The 12,936-nt window shown below is 68.2% G+C and carries 8 protein-coding genes; 6 read left to right on the top strand and 2 right to left on the bottom strand.

Annotation, left to right across the window (positions count from 1 at the left end):
* Positions 1-283: 283 nt before the first annotated feature.
* Complete coding sequence (locus ACFHWT_RS14865; protein WP_416595228.1) at positions 284-1,927, bottom strand: glycoside hydrolase family 13 protein; 1,644 nt, start codon at positions 1,925-1,927, stop codon at positions 284-286.
* A gap of 95 nt (positions 1,928-2,022) precedes the next feature.
* Complete coding sequence (locus ACFHWT_RS14860; RefSeq protein WP_416595187.1) at positions 2,023-3,078, bottom strand: LacI family DNA-binding transcriptional regulator; 1,056 nt, start codon at positions 3,076-3,078, stop codon at positions 2,023-2,025.
* Positions 3,079-3,232: 154 nt separating this feature from the next.
* Between ACFHWT_RS14860 and ACFHWT_RS14855 the strand changes: the two genes are divergently transcribed.
* The 6 genes from ACFHWT_RS14855 to ACFHWT_RS14830 all read left to right on the top strand — a co-directional run bounded on the left by ACFHWT_RS14855 (position 3,233) and on the right by ACFHWT_RS14830 (position 12,881).
* Positions 3,233-4,489 (top strand): sugar ABC transporter substrate-binding protein, encoded by a 1,257-nt coding sequence (locus ACFHWT_RS14855; RefSeq protein ID WP_416595186.1) that lies wholly within the window; start codon positions 3,233-3,235, stop codon positions 4,487-4,489.
* Positions 4,489-6,030: an ABC transporter permease subunit gene (locus tag ACFHWT_RS14850; RefSeq protein WP_416595185.1), complete on the top strand. Its 1,542-nt coding sequence runs from the start codon at positions 4,489-4,491 to the stop codon at positions 6,028-6,030. The genes ACFHWT_RS14855 and ACFHWT_RS14850 overlap by 1 nt, the downstream gene beginning before the upstream one ends.
* Entirely contained in the window at positions 6,027-6,887 is an 861-nt protein-coding gene (locus ACFHWT_RS14845; RefSeq protein WP_282225489.1) for a sugar ABC transporter permease, read from the top strand. The genes ACFHWT_RS14850 and ACFHWT_RS14845 overlap by 4 nt, the downstream gene beginning before the upstream one ends.
* Before the next feature lie 4 nt (positions 6,888-6,891).
* The gene (locus ACFHWT_RS14840) at positions 6,892-8,817 is read left to right on the top strand and encodes a glycoside hydrolase family 13 protein (RefSeq protein WP_416595184.1); all 1,926 of its coding nucleotides are present in this window, start codon (positions 6,892-6,894) and stop codon (positions 8,815-8,817) included.
* Between the two features lie 255 nt (positions 8,818-9,072).
* Positions 9,073-9,510, top strand: a complete 438-nt coding sequence (locus ACFHWT_RS14835) for a hypothetical protein (RefSeq protein ID WP_416595183.1) — start codon at positions 9,073-9,075, stop codon at positions 9,508-9,510.
* On the top strand, positions 9,507-12,881 hold the full coding sequence (locus ACFHWT_RS14830; RefSeq protein WP_416595182.1) for an NB-ARC domain-containing protein: 3,375 nt from the start codon (positions 9,507-9,509) through the stop codon (positions 12,879-12,881). The genes ACFHWT_RS14835 and ACFHWT_RS14830 overlap by 4 nt, the downstream gene beginning before the upstream one ends.
* Positions 12,882-12,936: the final 55 nt, after the last annotated feature.

Here is a 12,936-nt window from a genome sequence, read left to right as displayed (position 1 = left end):
TTGCCCAGCGGATTGGCACTGCTGGCCAGTGGCCGGTGGATGTCCAGAAGTCGCACCCAAACGCGGCGGTCGCACCCAGACGCGGTGGTGCCCCGGGACCAATCCTGGTCCCGGGGCACCGTCACCACCTTCGCCCCCCACCACAAGGGGTCTTCTTGCCCAGCCATCCGGCGGCGCTTCCGGCTCGACGAACGACCGGTGTTTCCTGCTTCGAGCCATACCCGGCGGCAGGCTGTCGTAAACCTGGCCCCACCCTGCCCGCCGGCCGGGGGCGGAACGGGCGTCAGGCCGGCTGGAACCAGGCGGCGGCGTCGACCGGCAGCAGCCGGCCACCGGGCGGTCCGTCCAGCGGCGCGCTGGTGATCAGCGGTACGCCGTACCCGTCGACCGGCACCGGAGCACCGCTGAGGTTGACCACACAGACCAGCGCCGCCTCGCCGGTACGGCGGAACGCCAGCACGCCCGGCCCGGCCTCCAACCAGGTCAGCCCGGTGCCGTCGCCGGCCGGGGCGTCGCGCAGCGCCGGATGCTCGGCCCGGATGGCGAGGGCCCGCCGGTACAGCTCCAGCGTCGAGGACTCGTCGCCGGCCTGAGCCTGCGCGGTCAGCGGCGCCCAGCCGGCCGGGGCCGGCAGCCACGACGCCGTCGACCCGGCCGGGCCGAAGCCGTACGGCGGGTCCTCACCGCTCCACGGCAGCGGCACCCGGCAGCCGTCGCGGCTGGCCCCGGTGCGGCTGAACGCCGGGTCCTGCCGCAGATGGTCGGGCAGGTCGAGGACCTCCGGCAGGCCCAGCTCCTCACCCTGGTAGAGGTAGGTGCTGCCGGGCAGGGCGAACATCAGCAGCGCGGCGGCGCGGGCCCGGCGCAGCCCGACCTCGCCGTCGCCGTACCGGGTGACGTGCCGCTGCTTGTCGTGGTTGGACAGCACCCAGGTGGTCGGCGCGCCGACGATCGCCGCTTCGGCGAGCGCGGTGTCGATCACCTTGTGGAACGAGTCGGCCGACCAGGTGGCGTCGAGGAAGTCGAAGTTGAACGCCTGGTGCAGCTCGTCCGGGCCGATGTAGCGGGCGAGCCGCTGCGGGGTCTCCGCCCATGCCTCGGCGACCGCCATCCGCCCGCCGGGGTAGCTGTCCAGGACCGGCCGCCAGGCGCGGTAGATGTCGTGCACCTCGTCCTGGTCGAAGTAGGGCAGCCGGCCCTTGCCGAGCAGTTCGATCTGGCGGCGGCCGGTGGTGGCCGAGGTCCAGCCGATGTCCGGCAGCCCGTCGGCCTTGATCATCCCGTGGGCGACGTCGATGCGGAACCCGTCGACGCCCCGGTCCAGCCAGAAGCGCAGGATCTGCTCGAACTCGGCGCGCACCTCGGGGTGGCGCCAGTTGAGGTCGGGCTGGGCCGGGTCGAACAGGTGCAGGTACCACTGGCCGTCGGGCAGCCGGGTCCACGCCGGCCCGCCGAAGATCGACTCCCAGTCGTTCGGCGGCTCTTCGCCGTTTTCGCCGCGGCCGTCGCGGAACATGTACCGGTCGCGCTCCGGCGACCCGGGCGCGGCGGCGAGCGCCGCGACGAACCACGGGTGTACGTCGGAGGTGTGGTTCGGCACGATGTCGACGATGATCCGCAGGCCGAGCGCGTGCGCGTCGGTGATCATCTCGTCGAAGTCAGTGAGGTCGCCGAACATCGGGTCGACTTCGCGGTAGTCGGCGACGTCGTAGCCGCCGTCGATCATCGGGGAGCGGTAGAACGGGGTCAGCCAGAGCGCGTCGACGCCGAGGTCCCGCAGGTACGGCAGGCGGCTGCGGATGCCCTGCAGGTCACCGATGCCGTCGCCGTCGGAGTCGGCGAAGCTGCGCACGTACACCTGGTAGACGGCGGCGGTGCGCCACCAGTCGTCCCGGGCGGTACGCGGGTTGGCCTGGGCAGGATCGATCGTCACGGGGTCCCCGTCCTGTCGGTGCGATGCTGGCTCTGCTCCGAGCATGCCTGCCGGTTCTTGCAAGAGTCAAGCAACCCTTGCGCAAGCTCTCAGCTGGCGGGCGCGGCCGCTGCGGCGGCGAGGTGGGTGACCTGGGGGGCGATGCCGGTGGAGCCCCGGGCCACCAGTTCGGGGCGGAACACGTACTCGGAGTTGGGGGCGGCGTGCCCGTTGATCTCGTCCACCAGCGCCCGGACCGCCGCGACCGCCATCGCGATCACCGGCTGGCGCAGCGTGGTCAGCGGCGGATCGGTGAACGCCATCAGCGGCGAGTCGTCGTAGCCGACCACCGACACGTCACCCGGCACCGACAGGCCGCGCTGGCGGGCGGCCCGGACCGCGCCGAGCGCCATCAGGTCGGAGCCGCAGGTGATGCCGGTGACGCCCTTGTCCAGCAACCGGTTCGCGGCTGCCTTGCCACCCTCCACTCCGAACAGTGACAGGGCGGTCAGTTCGTCGATCTCGGCGTCGGTGGCCCCGACCAGCCGGCGCATCGCGGCCCGGAACCCGGCCAGTTTGCGCTGCACCGGCAGGAACCGGTCCGGGCCGGTGATCAGCCCGATCCGGCGGTGGCCGAGGGCCACCAGATGCTCGACGGCCAGCTCGCCGGCTTCCCGGTCGTCGCAGGAGACGAACGGCGCTTCGATGCCTTCGGCGTACCCGTTGATCAGCACGATCGGCAGCGGCCGGGCGATCAGCGTGCGGTAGCGCTCGTGGTCGGCGGCGGTGTCGGCGTGCAGGCCGGAGACGAAGACGATGCCGGCGACCTGGCGGTCCAGCAGCATCTCCACGTACTCGTCCTCGGTGACCCCGCCGGGGGTCTGGGTGCAGAGCACCGGCGTGTAGCCGGACTGGGCGAGGGCCGACTCGATGGTCTGCGCGAACGCCGGGAAGATCGGGTTGTCCAGCTCCGGCACCACCAGGCCGACCAGGCCGGCGCTGCGTTTGCGCAGCCGGGCGGGGCGTTCGTAGCCGAGGACGTCGAGCGCGGTCAGCACCGCCTGGCGGGTTTCGGCTGCCACTCCGGGGCGGTCGTTGAGCACCCGGGACACCGTGGCCTCGCTGACGTCGGCCTGGCGGGCGATGTCGGACAGTCGTGCGCGCATGGCGTTCACGGTAGCGCACCGGCAAGTTCTTGCGGCGATGCCTGCAAGGTCTTCCATTGCTTGCAACGTCTTGCTAACGTCCCGGCAACACGCGACGAAACCAGTGCCGTGATCGCGGCACCGTACTGCAATAGCTTCCACGACAGGAGTCCCGATGCGCGTCCGTACCACGTCGGTGGCCGCCGGGCTGGCCGCCGCGCTCGCGCTGGCCGCCGCCGGCTGCGGCAGCAGCGACGGCGAACCCGCCACCACCGACAGCCCCGACGCCGCCGCCGGCGGCACCCTGGTCATCTGGGCCGACGACAAGCGCAGCGCCGCCCTCGCCCCGTTCGCCGAGAAGTTCGGCGCCGACAACGGCGTCACCGTCGAGGTCCAGGCGATCTCCAAGGACCAGCAAACTACCTTCGTCACCGCATCCCAGCAGGGCAGCGGCCCGGACGTGATGGTCGGCGCGCACGACTGGATCGGCAACCTGGTGCGCAACGGCGCCATCGAGCCCGTCCAGCTGACCGCCGACCAGACCGCCGGCTTCGCCGACGTCGCCATCAAAGCTGTCACCTTCAACGGCCAGCTCTACGGCGTCCCGTACGCCATGGAGAACGTCGCCCTGATCCGCAACACCGCGCTCGCCCCCGACGCCCCCGCCACGATCGAAGAGCTGGTCGCCACCGGCGAGCAGCTCAAGGCCGACGGCAAAGTCTCGGAGATCCTCTGCCTGCAGGTCGGGCAGAACGGCGACGCCTACCACCTGTACCCGCTCTACACCTCGGCCGGCGGCAGCCTCTTCGGCACCACCGCCGAAGGCGACTACGACCCGACGCAGCTCGGCGTCGGCACGCCGGAGTCGATCGCCGCGTTCGAGAAGATCGCCACGCTGGGCGAGAAGGGCTCCGGTGCGCTGAAGCGCTCCATCACCCCGGAGAACTCGATCGCCACCTTCACCAGCGGCAAATGCGCCTTCCTGGTCTCCGGGCCGTGGGCGATCACCGACGCCAAGGGTGCGGACATCGCGTACGACATCAGCCCGGTCCCCGGCTTCGCCGGCGGTGCCGAAGCGCAGCCGTTCGTCGGCGTGCAGACCTTCTACGTCGCCGCCAAGGGCAAGAACAAGGCCCTCGCTCAGGAGTTCGTCGCCAACTACACCACCGGGACCGACCTGGCCGTCGCCCTCTACGAGGCCGAGCCGCGCCCGCCGGCGCTGACCGCCGCCCTCGACCAGGTCGCCGGGGCCGACCCGGATCTGGCGAAGTTCCAGCAGGCCGGGCAGGGCGGCGCGGTGCTGCCGGCGATCCCCGAGATGGCCGCCATCTGGGACCCGTTCGGCAAGGCCGAAGCCGCGATCGTCGGCGGTGCCGACGTGGCGAGCACGATGACCGCCGCCGGCAAGACGATCGCCGAACAGATCAAGTAATGCGCGACACCGGAGCCGGCGGTCTGCTGGCCAAGGCGCTGCTGCTCGGCTTGGTCGCGGCGATCGCGATCTGGGCGGCGTTCCCGCTGATCGACGCCGAGGCCTGGGTCGGGCTCGGCATCCTGGTCGCCACGACCGCCGGCATCGGTTACCTCTACCTGGGCCGGCGGCACGTGCCGGCGAAGTACCTGATCCCCGGCACCCTGTTCCTGATCGCCTTCCAGATCTTCCCGGTGCTCTACACCGCCTCCACCGCGTTCACCAACTTCGGCGACGGACACCGGGGCAGCAAGACTGAGTCGATCGCGGCCATCCAGGCCACGTCGGTGGTCCAGGTGCCAGGATCCATCGAGTATGCGATGACGGTCGCCACCACCGGCGACGCTGCCACCGGTGAACTGGTGCTGCTGGTCGTCGACCCGGCCGACGGGGTCGTCTACGCCGGTGACGCCGACGGGTTGACCGAACTGCCGGCCGGCGACGTCACCGTCACCGACGCCGGCAAAGTCACGGCGGCCGACGGCTACACGCTGCTCAACGCCGGCCAGGCCAGCGCCCGCAGCCAGGAGATCACCGACCTGGCCGTGCCGACCGACGACGGGGCGATCCGCTCCATCGGACTGTCCCGGGCGTACGAAGGGGTCGCGGTCCGGGCGTACGACGAAGGTTGTGACTGTGTCACCGACACCGTGACGGGCACGGTGTGGACGGCCGACGACGACGCCGGCTCGTTCGTCTCCGCCGACGGCGACCGGCTGCTGCAGGGCTGGCGGGTCGGCGTCGGCCTGGACAACTTCACCCGCGTGCTGACCGACCGCAACATCTCCGGGCCGTTCCTCGGCACCCTGGTCTGGAACTTCGCCTTCGCGATCGGCTCCACCGGCGGCACCTTCGTCCTCGGGCTGCTCTGCGCCCTGGCGCTGCACTCCGACCGGGTGCGGGGGCGCAACCTCTACCGGGTGCTGCTGATCCTGCCGTACGCGATGCCGTCGTTCGCGATGCTGCTGGTCTGGCGGGACATGTTCAACACCGACTTCGGGCTGATCAACCAGTTCTTCGGGTTGACTGTGGACTGGTTCGGGCAGGACTGGTCGGCCCGGCTGGCGGTGATCGGCGTACAGCTGTGGCTCGGGTACCCGTACATGTTCCTGGTCGCCACCGGCGCGTTGCAGGCCATCCCGAAGGAGCTGACCGAGGCCAGCTCGATCGACGGCGCGAACCCGTGGCAGGCGTTCCGCCGGGTGACGCTGCCGCTGCTGCTGGTGGCGTTGACGCCGCTGCTGATCGCCTCGTTCGCGTTCAACTTCAACAACTTCAACGCCATCTATCTGACGACCGAGGGTGGGCCGTTCCCGGCGGACAACCCGAGCGTCGGCGCGACGGACCTGCTGATCACCTACACGTACCGGTTGGCGTTCGGCGCGGCCGGCGCCCAGTACGGCTTCGCCGCCGCCATCTCGATCTTCATCTTCACGCTCGTCGCGGTGATCTCTGCGGTCAGCTTCCGGCGCACCCGGCAACAGGAAGAGGTGTACGGATGAAGCAGCGCTCGCTGACCCGCTGGCTGGGTCGGGTCGGCTGGCGGCACCTGGTGGCGCTGCTGGCGGTGGCGTTCTCACTGTTCCCGATCGTGTTCGTGCTGTCGGCGGCGGTGAACCCGCTGGGCACCCTGTCGTCGACCGACCTGTTCCCGACCGGGGCGTCGGGCAACAACTTCCGCCGGCTGTTCGCCGACACGTCGTTCGGCCGCTGGTTCGGCAACTCGCTGCTGATCGCCGGGCTAGCGTCGTTCGCGTCGGTGTTCCTGTCGTCGCTGGCGGCGTATGCCTTCTCCCGGATGCGGTTCCGGGGCCGGCGGGTCGGGCTGCTGTCGCTGCTGCTGATCCAGATGTTCCCGCAGTTCCTGGCGATCGTGGCGATCTTCCTGATCTTCTCGACGATCACCGACCTGTGGCCGACGATCGGCTTCAACACCCCGTGGGGGCTGATGCTGCTCTACCTCGGTGGCGCGCTCGGGGTGAACACCTGGCTGATGAAAGGCTTCTTCGACACCCTGCCGAGGGAGTTGGACGAGTCGGCCACCATGGACGGGGCGTCGCACGCCCAGGTGTTCTTCCGGATCATGCTGCCGCTGGTGGCGCCGATCCTGGCGGTCACCGGGCTGCTGGCGTTCATCAACACGATCAACGAGTTCCTGATCGCCAACGTCTTCCTGACCAACCCGGAGGCGAAGACGCTGGCGGTCGGCATGTACGGCCTGGTGGCGGGGGAGCGGAACAACAACTTCGGGATCTTCGCCGCCGGCACCCTGCTGACGGCGATCCCGACGGTGCTGGTGTTCCAGCTGCTCAGCCGCTACATCGTCTCCGGTCTCACCTCCGGGTCTGTGAAGGGTTAGCACTGTGGGCCAGCTGTTCGAGGCGCACCACGACGGGTCGTCGTTGTATGCGCCGGGTGCCGCCGCCGGGGTGAACCTGGGTGATCGGGTGTCGGTCTTCGTCCGGGTGCCGGCGGGTGCGCGGCCGGTCGACAATCTGTGGGTACGCTCCACAGCCGACGGTGAGCCGCGCTTCTCCGAGGCGGTGGTCGACCGGCAGGATCCGAACGGGGACGTGTGGTGGCGGGGCGAGGTGCAGGCCCGTAACCCGGTCACGCCGTACCGTTTCCTGCTCGCCGGCGGCGACGGCGCTGCCGGCCCGGCCGGCTCTGCTGCTGCCGGCGGGTCTGCTGATGGCGGCGGCTTTGCTGGTGGCGGGGGTGGGCGGCGCTGGTTGACCGGGGTCGGCGAGGTCGACCACGACGTGCCGGACGCCACCGACTTCCGGCTCGTCACCCACGATGCGCCGCCGGCCTGGGCCGCCGACGCGGTGATCTACCAGATCTTCCCGGACCGGTTCGCCCGGTCGGGTGCCGCTGACGGGCGGGAGCTGCCGGAGTGGGCGATCCGGTGCGACTGGGACACCCCGGTCGTCGGGCGCGGGCCGGAGACGCCGTACCAGTTCTACGGCGGCGACCTGGACGGCATCCGGGAGCGGCTCGACCACCTGGAGCGGCTCGGCGTCAACACCGTCTACCTGACGCCGATCTTCCCGGCCCGCTCCAATCATCGGTACGACGCCGCCGCGTTCGACCACGTCGACCCGCTGCTCGGCGGGGACGAGGCTTTGGCGCGGCTGTCGGCGGCGGTGCACGCTCGCGGGTGGCGGCTGCTCGGCGACATCACCAGCAACCACACCGGCGACGCCCACCCGTGGTTCAGCGCCGCCGTGTCGGACGTATCGTCGCCGGAGCGGGAGCTGTACTACTTCGGCGACGACGGCGACTACGAGTCGTGGCTGGGCGTGAAGTCGCTGCCGAAACTCAACTGGGGCAGCGCTGAGCTGCGGCGACGCTTCGTCGATGGGCCATCGTCGGTGGCGCGGCGGTGGCTGCTGCCGCCGTACGGGTTGGACGGTTGGCGGATCGACGTGGCCAACATGACCGGCCGGCGCGGGGCCGACGCGCTCACCCTGGAGGTGGCCGCGTTGCTGCGCCGGGCGGTCGCCGAGACTCGGTCGGACGGGCTGATCGTCGCCGAGCACGGGCACGACTTCACCCGTGACCTGGACGCCGATGGTTGGCACGGGACGATGAACTATGCCGGGTTCACCCGGCCGGTGTGGAGCTGGCTGCGGTCATCATCGTTGGGGTTGCCGGACTTCCTCGGCGTACCGGGTGGGGTGCCGGCCCGGTCGGGGTCGGCGGCGTTGGCGACGATGCGGGCGTTCGGGGCGTTGGTGTCGTGGCGGTCGTTGGTGCATTCGTGGCAGCTGCTCGGTTCGCATGATTCGGCCCGTATTCGGACGGTGGTGGGGGACGCGGGTCGGCAGGAGGTGGCGGCGGGGTTGCAGTTGACGTTGCCGGGGACGCCGATGGTGTTCGCGGGGGATGAGTTGGGGTTGCGGGGGGAGAACGGGGAGGGTTCGCGGACGCCGATGCCGTGGGACCGGCCAGAGTCGTGGGACGATGCGACGTTCGGGGTGTACCGGGCGTTGGTGGCGTTGCGTCGGGAGGTGCCGGAGCTGCGGCACGGTGGGCTTCGTTGGGTGTACGCCGATGACGACGCCCTGGTCTATCTGCGGGAGTCGCCGTCCGGGTCGGTGTTGGCGTTGGCCCGGCGGGCGTCGGGTGCTCCGGTGCGGTTGACGGGTCTGGTGGCCCCGCCGGACGCTGCTGCTCCGGCACTGGTCAACCTGTACGGCGGCGCACCACCGTTACGCCCGGCCGCCGACGGCACCCTGACCCTGCCCGCCGACGGCCCCACCTTCCAACTCTGGCGCCTCCCCTGACTCATCCCCAGTCGCCCGGTATCTACTTGCTACTTGTGCAGCGCCTGTGTCCGATATGGCAACACCCCGGCGAGGGAGTACAAGCTCTGTTGACTCGCGGGTGTGACTGGTACGCCGGCCGCTCCGACTCTGTCGATGCGGGGCTGCCTCAGGCGATGCCTGGACAGCGTTAGTCGCCGTTCGGATGACGCAGAGTACCCCACGCTCTACTACTGTGGACCCTTGGCCCGAGAGTGAGCCGACCGGGAGGCGATAGTGGTCGCGGAGTGGTTGATAGCAGTTGCCGGTGCCGGCGGGTCGGCGCTAGCCGGAGCAGTCGCTACCGATGCATGGAACGTTGCGCGCGGTGGACTATCGAAGCTGTTCGGACGAGGCGGTGACCGCCGTGCCGCGCTAGCCGGGCGGTGGGCGGACGAGACTGCGGCGGCGATTGAGGCGGCTGACGACCGGCCTGCAGTGCTAGAACGTGAGGCGCGGACCTGGCAACAGCGCTTCGCGGACCTGCTGGAGGAGTTCCCGGAAGCGGCTGAGGAACTGCGGGAATGGGCCGACCAGGTGCGCAGGGAGCTACCGGTGGCTCATCAGTCGACAGTAAACACGTTCGTCGCTCGGGACGACTCAACGCAGTACAACGCGCTGAACGGGACCATAACTATCCACCAGCACCATCCGGGTGCCAGGCCAGCGAAGTGACCACGGCGGGCGGTTCGTACGAAGCCCGGGACGGTTCTGGCCAGTACAACGCGCCGGGTGGTTCCCTTGTCGTGCACCACTACTATTCGAAGCCGCCCGAAAGCAGGCTGCGAGACGTCGGCTGGGAGGTGCCAGGGCTCGGCGGTCGCCGCCCGGTCGACCGTCCCGACCTCACGGAGAAATTGGTCGGATACCTGAAGGAAGGCACCGGTACTGCGGTCGGTGTGACGACGGCCCTGCACGGTGCAGGCGGCTTCGGAAAGACAACCCTCGCCACCTACGTCTGCTCAGGCTCTCTTCTGCGCGAGACCTTTCCTGGTGGGCTCCTCTGGGTGACAGTTGGCCAGGATAAAAGCACCGCCGATTTACTCACGCTCGTTAATGACCTCTGCATTCGTCTCGGTGGCGGCGCGCTCGGAACCCTGGAACAGGCCGGTAGTCGCCTGGGTAACCTGCTCGACCAGTATCCGCCAATCTTGCTGGTCCTCGACGACGTCTGGCAGGAGGCCGCGTTGCGGCCATTTATGATCGGTGGTGCTGGCTGTACGCGGCTCATCACGACGCGTATTCCGAACGTCATCCCGCATGGCGCTCGCTTCGTGCACGTTGATCAGATGGAGCAGCGGGAGTCCGTAGCCGTGCTGACCTCCGGCCTGTCGGGCATGCCGTCTACCGAGCGCCGGCGTTTGCTCGAGCTGACCGGACGGTGGCCCTTGCTGCTCGGCCTTGTCAATGCCCAGCTGCGACACGCTGTGCGGCGCGGGGACAATTTGTCCACCGCCGCCGCCGAGGCGGCCCGGCGGCTCTCCGAGCATGGGCCAGCCATCCTCGATGTCACCCGTTCCTCCGACCGGAGCCGTGCGGTCGACGCCACCATGCGAGCCAGCATGGATTTGCTCGGCGCGGAAGGTCGTGCGCGATATATGGAGCTGGCGATCTTCGCCGAAGACGTCGATATTACGTTTGACGTGATGTTGACGCTGTGGCGGGCCACAGCCAGATTTGAGGAGCGCGATGTCGTTCGGGTAATTGAGGACATGGTCGACTTATCGTTATTCGCCGCGTACCGGTTCACCGACCGCTCTGTGCGCCTACACGACGTACTCCGGCTGTACCTGCGGTATTTAAACGGCGACGACGAGATCCGGAGACTCAACACGGCTTTCCTCGACGCCAACCGGTACGAGCTGGGCCTCCCCGGGACCGGCGAGGCCGGCGACTACGTGCACTGGTGGACGTTGCCGGACAACCGTGACTATCTTTGGCAACACCTCGCATATCACCTGGCCGAAAGCGAGCTCGCAGGACAACTCGAGTTTCTGCTGACTGACCTGCGATGGCTGGCAGAAAAGAGCCGGCGCTACGATGTGGCGGCGGTAGAAGCCGACCTAGCCCGGATCGACACGCCGGTGGCGGCGGCCCTGAGGGTGGCACTCGGGCGGGACGCCCATGTGCTACAGCCAACGACACAGGACAAGTCGTACGCTGCCGTCATCATCAGCAGGCTAGCCGGCGAGCCGGAACTTGCCGACGTCATCACGCGGTACCGCGCAAATCTGGAACCTGGGATGCCTCACGTTGAGAACTACTGGTCGCTGCCCGACCAGAGTTCTGCGTTGGTGCGAGTTATCACCGATGGTGAAACAATGATGACTGGATGTGCGATAACCTCGGACACAAAATACATCGCTACTGTCGGAGCCGGCTCGGAGGTTGCGATCTGGAGTCGAGACACTGGGCAGCGCCTGTACACTCTCTCTGGCCATACAGATGCGGTCACTAGTTGCGTGTTCTCGTCCGACCAGCTAACCCTATACAGCACCAGCGGCGACAACACCGTCCGAGTTTGGGACCTGCTGACCCGTCGGCAGCGTATGGTCCTGAGCAGGCACACGGCGAAGGTGAATGGCTGCGCTTTGTCGGTCGACGGATCAAAGCTGCTCACCGTCAGTGATGACCGGACCGCGCGAATCTGGAATACCAGCACCGGCGTGGAACTGCTGACCTTTGACCGGCACTCGGACCGGGTGCTCTCCGGTGTGTTCTCCCCGGACGGCAGTTGGGTCCTCACGACCAGCGCTGACGGACAGGCCCGGCGCTGGGACGCGGCAACCGGTGAGGAGGCTGCATCTTGGACTGCACATCTTGGCCTGGCAACCTCGTGTGCTATCGCTCCGGACGGGTCTTGGTTCGTTACCGGCGGAGAAGACGAAATGGTGCGTGTTTGGAGTGGATCCGCTTTTCGCGTCATCGACGAACTGTCCGGCCATAGCGGTAAGGTCTCGGCAGTGGCCATCTCCCCCTCCGGTGATCTCATCGCCAGCTGTGGCGATGATCGCAGCATCCGGATCTGGGATGCCGGCCGTCGTATGGCGCGTATGGTGTTATTCGGACACAGTTGGTATGTCAGGGATTGCACCTTTAGCGCGGACGGTCGATGGCTTCTTTCGGCCGGGTGGGACAAGTCGGCCCGGCTATGGGACGCCAGCCACCGGGTAGCCGATCTGCCGGAACCAGCCGCCCGAGCACGCACCACTTCATGCGCGTCAACTCTGAGCGGCGACTTGTTGCTGACTGGCGGCCGGGATGGCGATCTTCGACTGTGGTCGGTCGCGCAGGGTGCACACCAGATCATTGGACGGGGCACCGCAATCGCGGCTGCAGATCTGAGTCCCGATGGCACGCACGCGGTCGCGGCAGACTCAGCCGGGCGTCTCGCCGTGTGGGAGATTGCAACTAGAACCGAGTTTGTCTTGCATTCTCCGAGCGACAGGAGATTCGAACGCTGCCGATTCTCGCCAGATGGCAAGTGGATCGCGGCTGCGGCGCAGGACGGCAAGATTGTTGTGTGGGCGTGGCCCGAACGAACCATCGCTTGTGAATTCGGCGTCCACGAGGATTGGGTGGCGGACTGTGCTTTCAGCCCCGACGGCCTCTGGCTTATCTCGGCCGGGTGGGACCGCGCGGTGCACCTGTACCGGGTAGCCAGCCGGGCGTTGATACGTAGAATTTCCGGCGACCATAATGGCGCGATCCACTGCTGTGCAATTACGCCGCATGGTGGCTATTTTGTCACTGGTGGTGCTGACGGAAAGCTCTTAATCTGGTCGCTCCCCAGTGGAATGCTGCTGCGCGGGCTCCGGGCCCATGAGAGTGTCGTCAGGTCATGCGCAATCAGCCCCGATGGTCGCTACCTACTCACTGGCGGCGACGATGCTTTTGTGCGGGTCTGGAGGTGGGATGGCCTAAGCAATATTGCCTCAATGCGGGTAGCCGGCCCAGTCTTGGGTGTCGCTTGGTGTGGCCCACTCCGTAAATTCAGCGTTGTCGGTGACGCCGGTGTTCACCTTTTCCGGTTGGTTGACATGTGAACAGATATGCGTGGGTTAGGTGGCGAGTGACAATTTGTTAGCATGAGTTTCGGTG

The sequence above is a fragment of the Micromonospora sp. LOL_021 genome (assembly GCF_048060215.1).
Taxonomy (GTDB): domain Bacteria; phylum Actinomycetota; class Actinomycetes; order Mycobacteriales; family Micromonosporaceae; genus Micromonospora_E.
The sequence above is the reverse complement of the archived record's forward strand: the minus strand, read 5'-3'. Positions and strand labels throughout refer to the sequence as shown.